The sequence below is a fragment of the Corynebacterium sp. ACRPE genome, from assembly GCF_022347435.1.
GTDB lineage: Bacteria > Actinomycetota > Actinomycetes > Mycobacteriales > Mycobacteriaceae > Corynebacterium > Corynebacterium tuberculostearicum_D.
Window position 1 is genome coordinate 109,337 of sequence record NZ_JAKRNA010000003.1, and the last position, 19,157, is coordinate 128,493.

Sequence of the window (19,157 nt, forward strand, 5' to 3'; positions counted from 1 at the left end):
CCCGCGGCCACCCCAGCGCTTTTATGCGCTTTTATTCATCTGCCTTGTCAGCCCACCGGGAGTCCTCCTCCGCGTCTTCGGATTCGGAGGCAGGGCCGGAGACAAAACCATACTTCTTCAACCGGCGGCGGTCCGCGGCCGAGGTGGATTGGGTGAGTTTGAGCAACTCGGCATAAATGCCACCGGATTGCGCCAGTTCGGCCGGCGAGCCCATTTCATCAATGCGGCCGCGATCCAGGGTGATGATGGTATCCACATCCGCAATGGTGGACAGGCGGTGGGCAATAATCAGCGTGGTGCGGTCCTTCATTAGCTCATCCAGGCCGGCCTGCACGGCGCGCTCGGACTTGGTATCCAGCGCCGAGGTGGCCTCATCCAGGACCAGGATGGGCGCGTCCTTGAGCATGGCGCGCGCCACGGAGACGCGCTGCTTCTGCCCGCCGGAAAGCTTCAGACCGCGCTCACCAATGACCGTGTCATAGCCGTCCGGGAAGGCTTGGATAAACTCATGGGCATTGGCGCGCTTGGCGACGTCCACGATTTCCTCCTCCGTGGCACCCGGCTTGCCATAAGCGATGTTCTCGCGAATGGTGCCGGAAAAGAGGTAGGACTCCTGGAAGACCACACCCACCGAGGCGCGCAGGCGCGAGGCGGTGAGATCGTCTACCCGGTGCCCCAATACATCCAGGTGCCCGGCCGAGGGGTGGTAAAGGCCTAGCAGGAGATTGACCAACGTGGACTTGCCGCCGCCGGATTCGCCCACGAGCGCCACCTTGTGGCCCTCAGAGGCGGCGAAGGAAATATCCTCCACCACGGGCTTGCCTTCCTCGTAGGCGAAGGAGACGTGGTCAAAGGAGAAGACCGGCGCGCCGGGTGTGGGCTCGAGCGGCGGGATAGGAGTGAGATCCAGTTGCGGGGTATCGGAGCCGGTGGTGGCGGCTACCAGCTCGCGCGAGGCGGTGGGTTCGAGGTCTTCTTCCATGACCTTGAAATAGTCTTTAGAGCCGGCGATCGCGCGCTGGGCAGAGTCGACGATCCAGCTCATCATGAACACCGGCTGCTTGGCCATGGCCACCATCTGCAACAGCATGACCATGTCACCGAGGGTGAAGTGGCCCTCGAGCGTGCGCCAAAAGACCACCGCATAAATGCCCAAGAAGATTAATGCCATGGCAATCCCGCGGAAGGTATCCATCAAGTGCCACCAGTTGGATTGCGGCTTGGTGGTATCAACCACGCTACGGTAGCGGCGAGCAAAATGGTCGAGCTCGCGGGTCTCGCTCACAAATGACTTGGCCACCTTGACCTGGCCGATGACCTCCGCAAAGCGGCCATTGGCTAAGTCGATATTTTCATTTTTGGTGGCCTCAAATTTCTGCCAGCGCTTCGAAGTCAGCGCCGTAAGCCACATATAGACGGGGAAGAGCAGAGCCAGCAAGATGGCCAGCGGCCAGTAATACCACGCGGTAATGGCCAGCACGGCGACGGTCTGGATGATCATCGTGAAAAAGTTATTAGAAAAGGACTGTACGAATTGCGTGATATTGGCAATCGAGCGATCTAGCCGGGCGATGATCGTGCCGGTGACCTGGTTATCGTAATAGCCTTGGGGAAGTGCCAAAAGCTTGGCAAAGTAGCGGGTGGATAGGATTTGGCGCAAGCGCGCGACCATGACATCGCCGATATAGCCGCCGATATTGCGGAAGAGGGCATTGGCGGCGTCGGCAAGAAAAAGCGCAAAGGCCAAGAGTAAAACGGTGCGCAGCGCAGCGTCGACCGGGCCATCGTTTTGCAGAGCCTCCACGATGGTATCGGTGGCCTGGCGGGTCAAAAAGGGAGAGACCAAAGCCAGCACCGCGGTGACCGCGGCGGCGGCTAGCACGCCGAGATAAAAAGGCCACAGGGCAGAAGCACTGCGGGTGATGCGCAAAATGGAATTCATAAATGACCACACTCAATTCAAAACGGCGGGTAGTGCGCGAATTTAGGAAATAGGAGAGATTTAAGCGACTGCCCAGTATGCCACATGCGGCGTTAACGAGCGTAAATACTTAAGTTCAGGGAGGTTTAGGCTAAGGTACTTGTGCAGAAATACAACAATCTTCGCGTGCAAAGGATCCATCCACGGTGAAAATTTCCCACACACTCGGCGCGGGCGTGGTCAGCGTACTCGCCGTGACCCTGACCGGATGCAGCGTTCTCCAGCCGGAAGAAACAGGGCTCGGGGACAATATCACCGTCTCCAGCTCCGAAGAGGCCCCGTACGAGGCCAAGGACACCGATGATAAAGAGGTCACCTCTAACCTGGCCGAACCCGTTGAGGATAAGGGCCTTGGCGTGAGCTGGGAACTACAGGGAGTGTATTCCGATAACAATTCCGGTGGCTCCGTGGTGACCATCCTGCTGAAGAACGACAACGACGTGCCCTTGCCGGTCGACGCCTTTGAGGATCCCACCCTTGAGCGTGCCGACGGCAACGGCGGCTGGGCCAAGATCAACTCCTTGCCCTATGACAAGGAATCTGCCCCAGACGTGGAGCCACCGGGACTCGATCACCCGTTGGGCGCGGGCGCTTCGGTCAACCTGCAGTACCGCTTTGACGTGACGCCCGGCAACCTGTGGAATGCGCGCTTGCACATTGGCAACGTGACCTGGGTGGGAGACCTTAATCTATGACAGAACTTGTAGTCTTGGCCTCTGCCGAGGGCGAACCCATCGGCACCGCTCCCAAGGCCGAAGTTCATACCACTGATACCCCGCTGCACTTTGCCTTCTCCGCCTGGCTAACCTGCAGCGGCAAGGTGCTGGTAACCCGCCGCGCGCTGGGTAAGCTCACCTGGCCCGGGGTGTGGACCAATGCCTTCTGCGGCCACCCCGCCCCCGGCGAGGAAACCGCCGATGCGGTACTGCGCCGCGCCACCTTTGAGTTGGGTATTGCGCCTGGAGACCTGTCTACCCCGCAGCTTATCCTGCCGGATTTTTCTTATCGCGCCGTGGATTCCTCGGGCACGGTAGAAAATGAAATCTGCCCCGTGTACACGGTGGAGCTTTCTACCGACGCCGCGTGGGAACCCAACCCAGACGAGGTGGATTCCTATCAATGGGTCGAGCCGGCGCAGCTTTTCGCCGCGGCCGATGCCATGCCCGGAGTCTTTAGCCCGTGGATGATTGACGAGCTAGCGGACGATAAATTGCGCGCTGCGCTGTAATTTCGGTGCGCCAGTTTTATAGGTCATCTTCGTCGTAGAAGGCCGCGGCCACATAATCCAAGGTGGCATAGGCTAAGCGGCGCTCGTCCGTATCCAGGTCAAATTCCAGCACGTTATGGTCATCGCCGTAGCTGGGGAATCCGGGCTCGCCAGTGGTGGCAAAGTGGCGCAGCCATTCATTGAGCTCACCGGCGGGAGCGTTGTTCGCCTCCTCGCCTCCGCTGCCGCCAAAGAGCGGGTCCAACTCGGCGCAGTGCACTGCGGGCGAATCAGAGCGGGTAAATTCCATCATCCAGGTCGGGCCCGGAGCGTGCTCGGCTACCTGGGCGGTCCACCGGCGCACGGCGGCATCACCGATGAGTCGGCCCATCGGCCGCTGCGGATCGACGTAGTGCGCCAATTGCCGCCACTGCTTGAAGCGCCCCTGCGATATCCCAAACTTGGGTGAAAGGTAGCTGGTGATAAAGCCGGCCAGCGCCATTTTGTCTATGCGCTGGGCCGCGGGCATGTTGTAGAACTCATCCCGGGTGGAGGTCACCACGATGGGAATATCCGCTAGTTCTTCGGCGCGCAGTGGTGCGGGGCCCAAGGCAACGTCGAAGCGGTACTTCTTGCGGAATTTGGCATAGCCCTTGGCCAGCGATTCCGGGTCCATCTTCTCCAGCGCCTGGCGCGTGACCGGCACGCCGAGGGCCCGGCGCAGGTCGGTGATGCGATGCTCAAAACGGTCACGCGGGAATGCCGGCGAGAGTGCCAGCACGCGGCGGAACCCGCCCCGAAAATGATCGCGGCGCGCCAGCCACAGGCTAATCGCCGCCCCGGCGGATTGGCCCACCAAGGTGATATTGGTCTTATCGCCGCCAAAGGCTTCGATATTGTCCTGCAGCCACTCTAGGGCCAGCAGGCAATCATCAATGCCGCGGTAGCGGTCTGCCTCGTCGCCGTCGAAGCGCGCGAAGCCAGCCAAACCGACGCGGTAGCCCACCTGCACTTGAATAACGCCGTGGCGCGCATTTGTCGTACCCGTAAGACGCGGGTCTTCGTGCGTTCCGTGCTCGTAGCGCCCGCCATGGATATAGACCACGACGGGGCACTCGGCGGCGTCGGCAGGCGCGGTAATAGACAGCGCAATGTCGTCTGGATGCGGCTCGCGGGCATCCTGGTCACAGGTGCCCTCTAGTGGCTTGGCGGGGGAGAAGGGGCTGGGTATGGTGCTATAGCGCACCGAGTGGAAATAGTGCAGGCCATCTCGGCGCACGCCGGTAATCCGGCCGGAGGCGGTGGCAACGGTAACGGGTATTTGGGCACTCGACATGTCTGCCAGATTACCGCGAGCAAGTAGGATGAGGTGCCATGGAGTGGTTGACGAGCTTGGGCAGCACGCTCTCGCAGTTTTTGGTGCAGGCGCCCGTATGGATACAAATGATCATCGTGGTGGCTATTGCCGTGCCACTCATGGTGGTCATCGCCTGGTGCCTCATGTGGGCAGTCGATCGCGTGGCCAACCGCGCCGCAGGCGTGATTTCTCAGCAGCGCAACCGCCGCACTAAAGTAGACCACCATGGCTGAGGAAAACAACGAGCGCGCACAGCAGGAACGCGCCGAGCTGCGCGCCAATCCGCGCGAGGGCCTCTGGGACCCCGAGTCCAAGCGCGCCGCCCAGTCTTCCGCCGCAACAGATACACCGGGCGCGCAGCCGATAAAGCGCAAGCGTGCCCTGCCCAAGTCCCGCGTCTCGCTCACGCTGTGGACAATGATCGCCCTCATCATCATTGTCGCGCTCATTGGCCTGTGGACTTAAAGACCCCGCCGATGGAGCCGCGCGGGAAAATCCAGTGCTAGCTCTTGCGGCTGGTGGATTCCAAACGCTGGAAGAATTCCAGCCCAGGAAGATCCTCGATAAGTAGGGCATTACCGGCCGTATCGCACAGCGGCACGCACCAATTGGGATAAAGCTCGTGGGTAGTGCCCGGCTGATTTTGCGCGCGTACATCACCCACCATGTCCACCAAGCTGGTGCACACAAGCGCCGAAGGCGTGCCAGCGATATACCGGTGCAGGGCCACGCTGAGATCCTCCTCCGCGCCGCGGGAGGCGCGCCCATCCGGATCCACGCGGTAATCGCGCTGCGGCAATAAGCCGCGGTCAGCTACCGCTCCCAGCATGCGGGCCTGCCACTCGATGTCATCGTGCTGCTCATCATCTACCGAGCGGTTCAGCACGTCCAAACGCGCGCGGAGTGAAATATGCTCGCCGCGCAGGTACGCCAAGGTCGGCGGCAGGTCGTGCGTATTAACCGAGGACAGCGCCAGCTTGCGGTACTTTTCCTGTGGCAGCGGGGAGTAGTTATCATCATCTCGTTCAAACCATACGATGGATGTTCCCAATACCGCCTTGTGGGCGAGGACATCTTGTACCCATGGCTCCAGGGTGCCGAGGTCCTCACCAATGACCACCGCGCCGGCGCGCTCTGCTTCTAGCGCCAAGATACCCACCATGGCCTCAAAGTCATAAGAGACATAAGTGCCCGTCAGCGGGCTGGCCATGCGGGGGATCCAGTACAGACGGAATAGGCCCAAAATGTGGTCCACGCGCACGCCACCGGCATGGCGCAACACGGTGGAGAGCATCTCGCGCCACGGGGCATAGCCGGCAGCGGCCAAGCGCTGTGGGTGCCACGGCGGTTGCGACCAATCCTGGCCTTGCTGGTTATAGTCATCCGGCGGTGCACCTACCGAACATTGCGGCGCCAAGTATTCGGTGAGGTTGACCGCATCGGCGCCACCCGGGTGCACACCCACGGCCAGGTCGGTGACTAGGCCGAGGCGCATGCCGGCATCGAGCGCGCGCTGCTGGGCGGCGGCCAGCTGCTCATCGCACAGGAATTGCAGCCAAGAATAAAAGCGGGTGAGCTTGTCCATATCCAGGTCCTCGGCATGGCGCTGGCCCGATTGCGCCGCGGCATCCTGCTGCGCGCACCACGCCGCGAAATCACGCAGTCCACGGCCCTCCTCGCGGGCGTAGCGCACGAAGGCCTCCTCACGCTCCGGGGTGGGCTGGTAATTAAAGAGCTCGCGCAGCACCTGTAGTTTGGCCTCAAAAATGGTGTCGCGCTCAATTTCCTCGGCGCTGCGGTTGCGCTGGCGAAACTCCTCCGCCAGCTCGCGCACATCATCCTGTAAGTCCTCTGGCAAGAGCTTGAGCTCCGGGATGGATTCGATGTGCAGGTAGAGCGGGTTGATAAAGCGCCGCGTGGTAGGCAGGTAAGGCGAATTTTCCACCGGCGGCAGCGGCTCGGCCGCATGCAGCGGGTTGACCAGCAAGAAATCTGCGTGCGGGGCGAGTGTTTCTGCCAGCTGGCCTAAGTCCTGGAAATCACCAATGCCCCACGAGAAATCCGAGCGCACCGAATAGAGCTGCGCCATCACGCCGCTAATCGGGCGCTCCACAAATTGATCGGCCGTAGAAAGGCGCGCCGGGGTAATGATGAGCGGGCAGGCATGCTTGCCGATGCCCCCGGACTCCAGCACCAATTCGTGGTACCCCATGGGCAGGTCCCCGGGAATGTGGAAGCTCGCCTCGCCCCAAAGCGTGCCATCGACGTTGGCGTCCGGGGCATCATTGGGATCCTGGTAGACCTCGCGGATGCCGCCGCCTTCTAGCTCGATGTGTAGGCCGGCCGCAGCGCCAGCGTGGACGTGGACTACAAACCCGCGCTCTAGGCCCTGCGGTGCGACGACGCAGTGGGGGAGGGGCTGGGAGGAGCGGTCCAAGTAGTCGTCGTAAAGCAGCTGCGTTAATGCTGCATCGTCTGGGTCGTCATCGATATTGATGCTCAAGGCGCGCAGGGTATAGATGATGGTGTCTTCAGCGACGTGGACGGGGAAACCAGACTGGGAGGTATAGCTGGTGGCCACACCGTGGCGCTGGGCGAGTTCTTCAAGCAAGGCGCGGGTAGTCACAGGCCACATTGTGCCACGGGTGCAACGCGCCTGCTGGGGAACAGATTGGTACAGTAGGCGGAGATTAATAATTAGCTGTTCGAAAGGACACCGCGTGACCCTGCAAGAAGTCCACACCCCAGCCCAATTTACTATCGAGCCGGGCGAAACCTGCTTGACCGCCCTGATGGACACCGCCAAGAAGCGCCCACATGGCGTGATGTTTACTCGCCCTGCCAACTACGAATGGGTCAACGTCACCGGCAAAGAATTTATCGATGAGGTTTTTGAGGTAGCCCAAGGACTCATCGCCTTGGGTGTGGAGCAGGGAGACCGCGTCGCGCTGATTTCCGCCACCCGCTATGAGTGGTCCCTGCTGGACTTTGCCATCTGGGCCGCCGGTGCGGCCTCCGTGCCGGTCTATCCTTCCTCTTCTGCCTCCCAGGTGCGCTGGATTATTGAGGACTCGGGCGCCGTGCTCGCCATCACGGAAACCCGCGAGCATTCCGAGCTGGTTGAAAACCTGGTCTTGCAAGAAGACGGCGAGCCCAACCTCAAGGGCTCCCCCTCCCAGCTGCGCCGCGTGCTGGAAATTAACTCCTCTGCCATCGATACCTTGAAGTTCGAGGGCCGCGGCGTGGCCACCGAGGAGGTCTACGCCCGCATCAAGGCCACCTCCACCGATGACCTGGCCTCCCTGGTGTATACCTCGGGCACCACTGGTCGCCCTAAGGGCTGTATCTTGACCCATCGGAATTGGCTGGCCCAGACCCGCGGTCTGTGCACCAACCCGATTGGCATCTTCGCCGTGCCGGGCAGCCATACCTTGACCTTCCTGCCGCTGGCACACGTCTTTGCCCGTGCGGTATCCATTGCGGTGGCCATGCGCGGTGCCTCCCAGAACCACTGGTCCGATTTTTCCACCATTTCTATCGAGTTCGCCCGCTCCCGCCCGAACGTCATTTTGGGTGTGCCACGTGTCTTTGAAAAGGTGCGCAACTCCGCTGCCGCTAAGGTGGCCGATTCCGGCATCAAGACCTTGCTTTTTGAGCAATCCGAGAAGGTAGCCATCGAGTACTCCAAGGCTTTGGATAAGCCGGAGGGCCCGGACCGCCTGCTGAAAGCCCAGCACAAGGTCTTTGACAAGCTGGTGTACTCCACCATCCGCAAGGGCGTGGGTGGCAACGTGAACTATTGCATTACCGGTGGCTCGGCCATGGGCCATGACTTGCTGCACTGGTACCGCGGTATCGGCATCCCGGTCTATGAGGGCTATGGCTTGACCGAGGTCGCCGCCGCGGCCGCGGTGGACTTTGTGGATCACTCTATCGGCACCGTTGGCCCGCCGATGGGTGGCGTGACCTTCCGCATCAATGACGAAGGCGAAATCTGCATCAAGGGCGATATCGTCTTCCACGGCTACTGGAATAACCCAGAAGCCACCGCGGAGGCCCTCGAGGATGGCTGGTACAACACCGGTGATTTGGGCGAGATTGATGAGGACGGCAAGCTCGTTATCACCGGCCGCAAGAAGGACCTCATTGTCACGGCCGGCGGCAAGAATGTTTCGCCTGGCCCGATGGAGGATATCCTGCGCGGGCACCCGCTTATCTCCCAGGCCATGGTGGTAGGCGATGGCAAGCCCTTCGTCGGCGTGCTGCTGACCCTGGATCCGGATATCCTGAAGCGTTGGAAACTGGATCACAATATTCCGGAAAATCGCCCCATGCGCGAGCTGGCTACCGATCCCACCCTGCGCGCGGAGCTGCAGGATGCCATCAACCAGGTTAACGCCACCGTTTCCCATGCGGAGGGCATTAAGAAGTTCTACATCCTCGAGTCCGATCTCACCGAGGAAGGAAACGAGCTGACCCCCACCATGAAGGTTAAGCGCAACGTGGTAGCGCAGCGCTATGCTGCGGCCATCGAGCACCTTTACAAGCGCTAAAACCACACTGCGGGGACACCCGAGGATTTCCCTCGGGTGTTTCTTTTTGCCGTGCTTGCCGATGCCCCTCGGTGCAGCTCACCCCACCACCCTCACCCCAGCAGAGGCGAACCTGCCATAAACCTGTGAACGGCTTCGGAGTGTCGCACGCCCGCGGCGACTGATCTGGCATAGAGTCGTGAAGCGTTACAGCAAACCTCAACCTCTACTAGAGGTTAGAAATGAGACTGCGGAAGGAGTGGCTCGAAGCCAATGCACAAAATCGCCGCCGAGCTGCGCCACCGCGAGCTCACACAAGAAATTTATAATATCGGCGACGAAGTCGCAGAATATCTCGAGCACCTCATTGAAGCCATCGAGGATTGGGACGAAGAGCTGTGCATGGATTGCCTGGCTGAGCTAGGCGATATCGTCGAAGATGCCCGGGTGGATTCTGGTAGGTGCGTGGGCGAACTGATGGGCCTGCGCCAAGCCTTGGTCTCTGGCGTGCGCTCCGGTACCATTTCCGCTGCTTCTTCCGGCGTGAACGACGTGGAAGAGCCGGAACAACTGACGCCGCGCCTATTGGACGAGCGATTCCCCATCTCTAAGCCCATCGTGGTACACGAGCTGGCTGAATCCCTGCGTTGCCGAACCCAGGCGGTAGCGGATTACCTCCGCGAGGTAGTCGAGTACGTGCTCGCACAAACCGATGCCGTCGCGCGCAACCTCGATATGGTCTCCATGCCGCACCTGTACAAGCGCACCGGCGAGTCCGCCCTAATTGCGGTCCAAGCGTGGAAGCACACTGTGCTCGATACGCACCCAGCCTATGTGCGCACGATGCGCGGGCATAACCCGCCACAGTTCCTAGAGGAACGCGCTCGCATTGCCGCGGTGGTAGAAAAGGTCCGAGCCAAGCGCGAGGCTGCCCGCCGGGCTACAACCGCATAATGCACTAAGACTTCCTTGTTTTATACAAGGGTATGCTCACGGTCACCGAGAATCCCTCTCTCGGTGGCCGTTGAAGTTTTCTGCGCTAGGGTGCCCCAATTCGGGGAAGTATTTAGGGAAATTTTATGTTAACGGCCGTTTCATATAACTTTTGTTATTCCTGTTCAGCGGCTTGGGTGCTGTGTCCAGCGGTATTGTTGCTGGATCAACCTTAAAATCTAAGTAGAAAATACTCTCAATGCACTGTAGGGCATTTCCCGGCCATGCGAACGACGTGACCTAGCACCATCCACACGCGGCGCGCGCAATTTCATTCTTTAACCACACCTACAGGGAGGTAATCCATGGGCGCACGCCGAACTTCTCGCCTTATTGCAGCGCAGTAGCCGTAGCCACTTTCTCTTCTATTACCGTCGTTCCTAGCGCCGTCGCCGCCGACGACACCACCTTCGTTGAGGAAAGGACTACCGACGATACCGTTAGCCTCAACGGTATCGAATTCGATGAGGACGGCAACCTGCTGGAGGAAAATAACGCCGGCGATAAGGCGATGGAAGAACTCGACGCGGAAGAAGACGCCGCCGAGTCCATCACCCCGTACGCCGTAGACGGCGCGGAGGAGACCGTCGAGGCTCCGGCTTCTGAGGATGCTACCTCTGCAGAGACCACCCCATCCGAGTCCGCAGAAGAGACTTCTACTGAGGAGATCTCTGCAGAAGAAGCGGCCACCGAAGAGCTGACCTCTGAGGAATCCACCGAGCCTTCCACTACCGAAGCTGCGGTTGTTCCAGGCCAGGACGGGAAGGATGGCCAGGACGGCGTAGATGGTAAGGATGGCGAGAACGGCTGCGATGGTATCAACGGTAAGGACGGCAAGGACGGCAAGGACGCAGACATGTCTTCCGTCGCAGGGTTCTCCTTCTTGGCTGCACTCGTAGGCGGCGGCACAGTGCTGGGCATCTTGTCCACCATTGACTACTTCTACACCCACGGCATGCTGCCGAAGAACAGCGTTCCATGGCGCATCAACCAGTAAGACTTTCCTTATTGCAGGCGAAGTTTCGGTGCATTCGCTTGCGAGGCATTCGCCATCGCCCTCCCTTCGCGCTCACCGGCGCAGCGGATTCCGCGGCGAAAGCGCCGCTGGTGAGCGCGAAGGGCAGGGTAGAGGAAGGCGGGAGGCAGGAAGTGTGGACTTAGGCAGAACGGGCGGCCTTTTGTCTGGCGGAGATGGTGGAAATGAGGTCGGTCAGGAAAAGAGTGGGGTGGTCGATGAGCTGCCGAGGGGTATAGCAGAGAACGGTGAAGCCGGCCTCGCGCAGACGTCGGTGACGCTCACGCTGATGGGCAAGCGCCTTCGCGGGGATTATGTCGATGAGGTAGGCGCTGTTGATGCATAGGGCGGTCGTGATGCCGGGCAACGCGGTGAACGACGCCTCGAAGAACATGGGCCAGGGGAAATCGGCCTCAATGAGGAGGGCGCGGGCGAAAGACTCGTAGGGAGAGCGAGAAAGAGGTGAGGCGTGGTGGATTACGGCGCGGACGATGCGGCTATTGCGCACCCGGCCCATGCGGGCAAACTCTTCCTTGAGGTCTTCCCAGCTGAGGCCGGAACGCAAAGCCGAGTCGGCGGCGATGAGGCCGTCGGTGAAGCCGTGGTAGCGGGCGACGTCGATAACCGCGCGGGCCTTGGAAACGCAGCGGGTACCGTCCACGAGGACAGGTTCGGGAAGGGAAGCCTTGCGATAAATGCGCTCGGGATGGCGGCGGTCCTTGTGGGGAAGCGTATTGGTGGGAAGGGCCATTTCAATTTTTTCCTCGGCTGTGGCGATGACCCACAGTCCGTGCACGCGGGCGGCGGACTTGGAGATGAGCACCGCGGTATAGGCGCTGCGGGCCGCGGCGATAGCGCGCAGGCGCAGCTGGGAGGGGAAGTCGAGGTAATGGTAGTGATCTCGCCGGACTGCGATGCGCGGTGCGAGTTTGAGGTAGGTGCCGTTTTTCAGGTCGGTCCAGAAGGTGGGGTGGTTGGCGCGGATGGAGGCGATATTGGTCAGTGGTGGTGTCATGCCTCCTAGGAAAGGGCACGCTGCCGGCCGGTGCGAGGAGGTGGTGGCCGGGCCTGTGGATAACAAGGCCGCAGAGAAAGGCGAGTGAGCGAAGTGGCGGCTGGGAAAGTTACGGTCACAGTTATCCACAGTCGGGGGTGAAATCCCTTGCACGCGGGTGCAAAAACGGCAAAGCCCGCGCCGGCCACAAAGAAGCGGGCACGGGCGCGGGAGAGGACACGGCAGGAACTAGACGGCCGGGGGAGGGGTGACCTTATCTAGCTGCTCGGTAATCTGCGGCCACAGTTGGCCCATGATGTCGTCCCAGGTAAGGATCCACACGGCGTTGTCCTTATCGGCCTTGCCCACCATGACGAGCTGCTCGTTGCGAGCGCGCATGTGGTCCAAGGTCTTTTGCACGGTGGTGGAAGAAGACACGGACAGGGCAGGGCGGGAGAACTCGAGAACCGGGGTCTCTGGTTCTGCCAGCAAGGTATCGCGCACGTGGACCACGCGGGGGACGCGGGAGTCCTTAGGGAAGACCAGCACGCGCATGATGTTCTTGCGTACGACGAGGTCTTGGAGGTCGTCCACGGTGGCGTCGGAAGGCAGGGGCACTACCTCCGAGCCGTGCTCGCGGGCCATGGCGCCCACAGTGGAGTTTTCCAACTCGATGACATCAGAAATCTGGTTGGCAGACTCATCGTCCAACGCACCGGTCTCGCGGGAGTGCTCGACCAAGGTGCGCAGGGTTTCGGCGTCGTAGCCGGCCGCACCGGCGCGGTCGACGGGCTCTTCGCCAGCCAGGGACACCATTTTATTAGCCATGACGTTGATCCACTTCAGCAGCGGGCGGAAGATCCACACGAAGCCGCGTGCGGGGACCGCGATGACTTGCAGGGCGGTCTCCGGGTGGGTAATGGCCCAGGACTTCGGCGCCATCTCACCGAGTACGAGGTGAAGGAAGGTAACGATGAAGAGGGCGAGGAGGAAGCTGACGACGTCGGCAATGCCCAGCGGCAGGCCCGCGGCCTCCAGCGGCGCCATGAGCAGGTGGTGCACCCAGGGCTTGGTCACAGCACCGAGCACAAAGGTGGCGGCGGTAATGCCCAGCTGCGCGCCGGCGAGCATGATGGTCAGCTCATTGAGCGAGCGCAGGCCGGCGCGGGCGGTGCGGGAGTTTTCCGCATCCTCTTCCAAACGGTTGCGGCGAGCGCCCATCAAGGAGAATTCGATAATCACAAAGAAGCCGGAAGCGGCGATGATGAGCAGGGTAACAAGGAGGTTAAACCACCAAGATTCGGTCATTATGCATCCTCCTTCTTATCGGCATCATCGGAGTGGTCGGAGTAATCCTCCACCAGCTCGATGGCAAGGACGGACGGCACGTGGCGGTCCACCTCTTGCACCCGCAGGCGGATGGAGCGAACGGGCGCCTCATCGTGGTCCACCCAGTCATCGGGCTCGGCTTCGAGCTGGATGGTGTGTTCCTCGCCTACCTCAGGCAGCGCACCGGAGTGGGCAATGACGAGGCCGGCGACAGTCTCAAAGTCGCCCTCAGGCAGGTCGTGGCCGATGGCGCGCTCGATCTCATCAATTGGCGTATCGCCGTCGACTAACCAGTGGGAATCGTCCTGCTCGGTGATTTCCTCGGTTTCTTCGATATCGTGCTCATCGGTGACATCGCCCAGGATTTCCTCGGCCAAGTCCTCCATGGTCACGATGCCTACAAAGCCGCCGTATTCATCGATGACGCACGCCATCTTCTGGTCGCTATCGCGCAGCTCTTCCACCACATCCGGCAGTGGCATCAACTCAGGGACCACGACGGCCTCCTGCATGATGCTGGTGGCCTTGGTGGCGGCGGGCAGGTCGCTTCCCAGGACGTCGATAAGATGCACCACACCCACCGGGTTATGTTCGTCATCGATGACGGGGTAGCGCGTGTGGTCGGTAGACATCATCTCGCGAACCTCACCGATGGTGGTATCCGGATCAATGACGTCCACGCGGGAGCGCGGAATCATGGCGTGCTCTACGTCGTGCTCAGGGAAGTCCAGCAGGCGGTCGAGCACCATATAAGTATTCTCATCCAAGTCTCCGGCCTCATGGGAGGAGTCCACGATCGATTCCAAGTCATCGGCGGTGGCGGAGGAGTCCACGTCTTCTACCGGTTCGATGCCAAAGACCTTGAGGATGGCATTGGAAGAGTACTCAAAGAAACGGATAAGCCAGCCGAAAATCCGCAGGTAGATTTGCGTGGATGCGGCCAACCAGCGCGCCGTCTTCATGGGGGCGGCGATGGTGTAATTCTTGGGGAAAAGCTCCGCGAAGAGCATGGTTGCAATCGTGGAGATGAAAAGCGCCGCGATGGTGCCCACGGTGACAGACACCGCGGACGGAACACCGACGCCGCCGAGTAACGTACCTAGTCCCTGGCCCACGAGCGGCTCGGCCACATAGCCGATGAGCAGGCCGGTAATCGTAATACCGAGCTGCGCGCCCGAGAGCATAAAAGAGGTCTGCTGAGTAATAGCCAGCGCGCGTTGGGCTGTCTTATCCCCCTCAGCAGCCTGGGTCCGCAGTTGTGTGCGGTCCACGGACATAAAGGAAAATTCTTGGGCCACGAAGTATGCGTTCGCGACGATGATGAGGCCAATGACTACGAAGCCGGCCAGAATCATCAAAATAGCCGATAACATGATTTACTCCCCACCGCCTAGAAGGAGGTAGGGACATCGACTCGGAGGTTCCACTGAGGGTGCCTTTCTACTTGGGAAGATGGAAACATACTACATGCTCAACCCCGCTTTCGGCCATTTTGTTCCTGCTCTATTAGAGTTTTATCCATGACTGAACCCTTCGGGCTGTATATCCACGTTCCTTTCTGTGCCACTCGTTGCGGGTATTGCGATTTCAATACCTATACCCCGGGCGAGCTTGGCAGCCCGCGCGATCTCACCGGGCCCTACCTGGATGCCTTGGACCGCGAGCTGGAATTGGCGGCCGCGCGCGTGGGCCGCCCGGCCGAGACCGTCTTCATTGGCGGCGGCACGCCCTCGCTGCTGGGAGGGCAGGGCCTGAGCCGCATCCTGAACACCGTCCGTTCCACCTTCGGCCTGAAGCCTGGGGCGGAGGTCACCACCGAATCCAACCCGGAGTCCACCTCACCGGAGTATTTTGCCCAGCTTGCCGACGCCGGCTATACCCGCATCAGCCTCGGCATGCAGTCCGCATCCCCGGGCGTTCTCCAGGTCCTCGAGCGCGCCCATACCCCCGGCCGCGCCTTTGACGCCGCCCGCGAGGCCCGAGCCGCCGGCTTCGAGCACGTCAACCTGGACATGATCTATGGCACGCCCACCGAAACCGATGACAACGTGCGCGAGACGCTCGACCGAGTGCTAGAAACCGGCGTAGACCACGTCAGCGCCTATTCGCTCATCGTAGAAGACGGCACCCGCATGGCGCGCAAGGTCAATAAAGGTATCCTGCCCGCACCGGACGAGGACGTGCTAGCCCGGCGCTACGAGATGATTTCCTCCACCCTCGAGTCTGAAGGCTTCGAGTGGTACGAGGTCTCCAACTGGTCCAAGCCCGGCGGCGAGTGCGAGCACAATCGCATCTACTGGGTAGATGGCAACTGGTGGGGCGCAGGCCCCGGTGCCCACTCGCACTTGGGCAACGAGCGTTTCTTTAACGTCAAACATCCCTCGCGCTATATCGACACCCTCGGCCGCGGAGAGCTGCCCATTAAGGAAACCGAAACGCTTACTGAGGCCGACCGCCACATGGAGAAAATCATGCTCGGCCTGCGCCTGCGCGAGGGCATCCCGGAGGCCTGGCTCGATACCCACGCTGCCCCGGCCCTCGAGCGCTTCATCGGCCGCGGTCTGCTCGAGCGCGCCGGTGATCGCGTACGCATCACCAAGCCCGGCCGTCTACTAGCCGATGGCATCATCACCGATCTCCTCGTCGCCGAAGAAACCTAATCCCCCTCCCGTCTAAACTGGAAAGCACGTGAAATAGCCAAGCGAATAGGAGCGCCATAGTGTCTACCTCAACCGATGCCCGCCGCAAGGAAGTCCTGCGCGCCATCGTGGCGGACTATATTGCCTCCCAGGAGCCCGTTGGCTCTAAGTCGCTCTTGGAGCGCTACCAATTGGGCGTCTCCTCGGCCACCATCCGCAACGACATGGCCGTGCTCGAATCCCAGGGCCTTATCTCCCAGCAGCACGCCAGTTCCGGCCGCGTGCCTACCCAACAGGGCTACCGTCACTTCGTTGACTCCCTCCATGAGGTTAAGCCGCTTTCGGCCCCAGAGCGCCGCGCGATGCTCAACTTCTTGGAAGGCGGCGTCGATTTGGAGGATGTGCTGCGCCGCTCGGTGCAGCTACTGGCGCAGGTGACGAAGCAGGCGGCCGTCGTCCAGCTGCCCAATCTCAAGGTCTCGCGCGTCAAGCACTGCGAGGTCGTGGCGCTGTCCCCGGTGCGCCTGCTGCTGGTACTTATCACCGATAACGGCCGTGTGGACCAGCGCAATGTGGAGCTCGATGAAATCATCGACCAAGACCAGACCTTCCGCTTGCGCGACATCGTCAATAGTGCGCTGGTGGGCAAGACGCTTACCGACGCCTCCGTGGAGCTCGCCCACCTTGTCGACGACGCCCCCTTGGATATCCGACACCACGTACTCAAGGTGGCCACCACGCTTATCGAGACCCTAGTGGAACAGCCCTCCGACCGGCTGATTATGGCCGGTGCCTCCAACCTCACGCGCGTGGCGCGCGAGTTTCCGGAAGGCTTGCCCAAGATTATTGAGGCACTAGAAGAGCAGGTCGTCGTCCTCAAGCTGCTTGCCCGCGTGCCCGATCTAGGCAACGTCTCCGTAGTCATCGGCGAGGAAAACGAGGAAGACCAGCTGCGCCAAGCCTCCGTGGTGGCCACGGGCTACGGACTGGGCACGGGCGATGAGGTGGCCACGCTGGGCGGCCTTGGCGTAGTGGGGCCTACCTTTATGGATTACTCGGGAACAATTTCTAAGGTCTCTGCCGTTGCACGGTATGTGAGCGAAATTTTGGCCGGCGAGCAGTGCGAGTAAACTGGCTGGCCGCGCATTATTTTTCAAGTTAACCCCAACAAGACGAATTAGAAGGAATATCTCTTACAGTGGCTCGTGACTATTACGGCATCCTCGGTGTTGATAAAAACGCAACTGACCAGGAGATTAAGAAGGCCTACCGCAAAATGGCCCGCAAGTATCACCCGGACCTGAACCCGGATGATGAAGCCGCCGCGGAAAAGTTCCGCGATGCCGCGCTGGCCCAGGAGGTCCTGCTGGATCCGCAAAAGCGCCAGATCGTGGACATGGGCGGCGACCCCATGGAACAGGGTGGCGGCGGTGCCGGCGCCGGTGGCTTTGGCGGCTTCGGTGGCGGCGGCCTCGGCGATATCTTCGCCGAATTCTTCGGTGGCGGTGCCGGCGGTTCCCGCGGCCCGAAGTCCCGCGTCCAGCCGGGCAACGATGCCCTGCTGCGCACCCGCATCACCCTGGAGGAGGCCTACACCGGCCTGAAGAAGAAGGTCACCGTGGATACCGCGGTGTTGTGCGATAGCTGCGGCGGCACCGGCTCCGAGTCCAAGGCCAAGCCGGTTACCTGTGATAACTGCAATGGCATGGGTGAAATTCAGGAGATGCAGCGCAGCTTCCTCGGCAACGTCATGACCACCCGCCCGTGCCCGAAGTGCCAGGGCTTTGGCGAGGTCATTACCGATCCGTGCAACCACTGCGCCGGCGATGGCCGCGTGAAGAAGCGCCGCGATCTCACCGTGAATATCCCGGCCGGTATTAATGACGGCATGCGCATCCGCATGGCCTCCCAGGGCGAGGTCGGCCACGGTGGCGGCCCCGCCGGTGACCTCTACGTTGAGGTCCACACGGAGGAGCACCCCGTCTTCCAGCGCAACGCCGATGACCTGAACCTCACCGTGCGCGTGCCGATGATTGACGCCGCGTTGGGCACCAATTTCACAATCGATCAGCTCAATGGTGAAGAGCTCACCATTGACATCGAGCCCGGCACCCAGCCGGGCGAGTCCATCAAGGTCGATGGCGCCGGCATGCCGCGCCTGCGCACCGATGGCTACGGCAACCTCTTTGCCCACGTGGACGTCGTTGTGCCGAAAGACCTGGACCGCAAGACCCGCGAGTCCCTGGAGAAGATCCGCAACTCCCGCGACGAGGGCGCGCGCGTGCGCACCACCGGCGACGGCCAAGAGGAATCCTTCTTTAGCCGCATCCGCGATAAGTTCCGCCGCTAATGTCGCTGCCCGTCTTCATTCATCCGGACCTTTCCGCCGCGCGCACCGGCGAGGCCTTCAGCTTTTCCGGCCCGGAGGCCCGCCATGCCGTGACGGTCAAGCGCATGGGGGAGGGCGAGCGCCTCGAGCTTATCGACGGCACCGGTACCCGCCTTACCCTCACCATCACCGCTACCTCGGGCAAGGACTCCCTGGAGGGCACGGTCGACTCCATCGACACCGCGCCTGATCCCACCCCGCGGGTGAGCGTGGTGCAGGCCATCCCGAAATCCGAGCGTGCCGAGCTCGCAGTGGATCTTGCCACCCAGGCCGGCGCGGATGAGATTATCGCCTGGCAGGCGGATCGCTGCGTGGCTAAATGGGATGGTAAGAAGGCGCCGAAGGCGGTGGCCAAATGGCAGGCGGCCGCCGATTCCGCGGCCAAACAATCCCGCCGCGCCCGCATCCCACAGGTGCGCGGCCCGCTGACCACCCCGCAGCTCGCTCAAGAGCTCACCAGTGGCCGCGACGGCGCTTCCTCCACCGCACCCACCGTGCTCGTGTTGCACGAAGAGGCTACCGCCTCCATCAAGGACGTGCCGCTCACAGAGGATGTCGTCCTGCTCGTCGGTCCCGAGGGCGGCATTGGCGACGCCGAGCTCGATCGCCTCAAGGCAGCTGGCGCCACACCCATCAAGCTCGGCCCGGAAGTGCTGCGCACGGCGAGTGCGGCAATGGTGGCGCTCGCGGCAATCGGCATGCGCACCGAGCGTTGGTAAGC

General features: G+C 61.3%; 17 protein-coding genes. 11 read left to right on the plus strand and 6 right to left on the minus strand.

All coding sequences use genetic code 11. The annotated features are described in order from the left end of the window. Positions 1–31 precede the first annotated feature (31 nt). Complete coding sequence (locus tag MHY13_RS02990; protein ID WP_239229428.1) at positions 32–1,942, minus strand: ABC transporter ATP-binding protein; 1,911 nt, start codon at positions 1,940–1,942, stop codon at positions 32–34. Between the two features lie 185 nt (positions 1,943–2,127). Here MHY13_RS02990 and MHY13_RS02995 point away from each other — a divergent pair, with 185 nt between their 5' ends. Both MHY13_RS02995 and idi read left to right on the plus strand, forming a co-directional pair. Further along, entirely contained in the window at positions 2,128–2,676 is a 549-nt protein-coding gene (locus MHY13_RS02995; protein WP_239280632.1) for a hypothetical protein, read from the plus strand. Further along, positions 2,673–3,209, plus strand: coding sequence for an isopentenyl-diphosphate Delta-isomerase (idi, locus tag MHY13_RS03000; RefSeq protein ID WP_239280634.1), 537 nt, complete (start codon positions 2,673–2,675; stop codon positions 3,207–3,209). Before MHY13_RS02995 ends, idi begins: the two co-directional genes overlap by 4 nt. 16 nt (positions 3,210–3,225) lie before the next feature. On the opposite strand, the gene MHY13_RS03005 is transcribed toward idi, so the two are convergent. After that, the gene (locus tag MHY13_RS03005; protein ID WP_239280636.1) at positions 3,226–4,524 is read right to left on the minus strand and encodes a carboxylesterase family protein; all 1,299 of its coding nucleotides are present in this window, start codon (positions 4,522–4,524) and stop codon (positions 3,226–3,228) included. 38 nt (positions 4,525–4,562) lie between these two features. Here MHY13_RS03005 and MHY13_RS03010 point away from each other — a divergent pair, with 38 nt between their 5' ends. Together MHY13_RS03010 and MHY13_RS03015 are read left to right on the plus strand one after the other, a co-directional pair. Then, a complete protein-coding gene (locus MHY13_RS03010) occupies positions 4,563–4,778 on the plus strand; it encodes a hypothetical protein (protein ID WP_239194141.1) in 216 nt (71 codons plus the stop codon). Then, entirely contained in the window at positions 4,771–5,010 is a 240-nt protein-coding gene (locus MHY13_RS03015; RefSeq protein WP_204611235.1) for a hypothetical protein, read from the plus strand. Before MHY13_RS03010 ends, MHY13_RS03015 begins: the two co-directional genes overlap by 8 nt. A 37-nt stretch (positions 5,011–5,047) precedes the next feature. On the opposite strand, the gene malQ is transcribed toward MHY13_RS03015, so the two are convergent. Continuing rightward, a complete protein-coding gene (malQ, locus tag MHY13_RS03020; protein WP_239280638.1) occupies positions 5,048–7,171 on the minus strand; it encodes a 4-alpha-glucanotransferase in 2,124 nt (707 codons plus the stop codon). Between the two features lie 94 nt (positions 7,172–7,265). Between malQ and MHY13_RS03025 the strand changes: the two genes are divergently transcribed. From MHY13_RS03025 to MHY13_RS03035, 3 genes are all read left to right on the plus strand, one after another. Beyond that, positions 7,266–9,098 carry a long-chain fatty acid--CoA ligase gene (locus tag MHY13_RS03025; protein ID WP_239280640.1) on the plus strand — a complete coding sequence of 611 codons (1,833 nt, stop codon included), beginning with the start codon at positions 7,266–7,268 and terminating at the stop codon, positions 9,096–9,098. A gap of 252 nt (positions 9,099–9,350) precedes the next feature. Continuing rightward, entirely contained in the window at positions 9,351–10,031 is a 681-nt protein-coding gene (locus MHY13_RS03030) for a hypothetical protein (protein WP_239280642.1), read from the plus strand. A gap of 550 nt (positions 10,032–10,581) precedes the next feature. Next, positions 10,582–11,067, plus strand: a complete 486-nt coding sequence (locus MHY13_RS03035) for a hypothetical protein (RefSeq protein WP_239280644.1) — start codon at positions 10,582–10,584, stop codon at positions 11,065–11,067. Positions 11,068–11,227: 160 nt separating this feature from the next. Here MHY13_RS03035 and MHY13_RS03040 read toward each other — a convergent pair whose 3' ends face one another. The 3 genes from MHY13_RS03040 to MHY13_RS03050 form a co-directional block, all read right to left on the minus strand. After that, complete coding sequence (locus MHY13_RS03040) at positions 11,228–12,100, minus strand: hypothetical protein (protein WP_239280646.1); 873 nt, start codon at positions 12,098–12,100, stop codon at positions 11,228–11,230. Between the two features lie 228 nt (positions 12,101–12,328). After that, positions 12,329–13,387 (minus strand): CNNM domain-containing protein, encoded by a 1,059-nt coding sequence (locus tag MHY13_RS03045; protein WP_239280647.1) that lies wholly within the window; start codon positions 13,385–13,387, stop codon positions 12,329–12,331. Beyond that, positions 13,387–14,781, minus strand: a complete 1,395-nt coding sequence (locus tag MHY13_RS03050) for a hemolysin family protein (RefSeq protein ID WP_239280657.1) — start codon at positions 14,779–14,781, stop codon at positions 13,387–13,389. The genes MHY13_RS03045 and MHY13_RS03050 overlap by 1 nt, the downstream gene beginning before the upstream one ends. A gap of 147 nt (positions 14,782–14,928) precedes the next feature. Between MHY13_RS03050 and hemW the strand changes: the two genes are divergently transcribed. From hemW to MHY13_RS03070, 4 genes are all read left to right on the plus strand, one after another. Further along, positions 14,929–16,068, plus strand: coding sequence for a radical SAM family heme chaperone HemW (gene hemW / locus MHY13_RS03055; RefSeq protein WP_005326438.1), 1,140 nt, complete (start codon positions 14,929–14,931; stop codon positions 16,066–16,068). A gap of 59 nt (positions 16,069–16,127) precedes the next feature. Then, positions 16,128–17,177, plus strand: a complete 1,050-nt coding sequence (gene hrcA, locus MHY13_RS03060; RefSeq protein WP_005324198.1) for a heat-inducible transcriptional repressor HrcA — start codon at positions 16,128–16,130, stop codon at positions 17,175–17,177. A gap of 68 nt (positions 17,178–17,245) precedes the next feature. Then, on the plus strand, positions 17,246–18,397 hold the full coding sequence (gene dnaJ / locus MHY13_RS03065) for a molecular chaperone DnaJ (RefSeq protein ID WP_239280659.1): 1,152 nt from the start codon (positions 17,246–17,248) through the stop codon (positions 18,395–18,397). Beyond that, entirely contained in the window at positions 18,397–19,155 is a 759-nt protein-coding gene (locus MHY13_RS03070) for a 16S rRNA (uracil(1498)-N(3))-methyltransferase (protein ID WP_239280661.1), read from the plus strand. The genes dnaJ and MHY13_RS03070 overlap by 1 nt, the downstream gene beginning before the upstream one ends. Positions 19,156–19,157 lie beyond the last annotated feature (2 nt).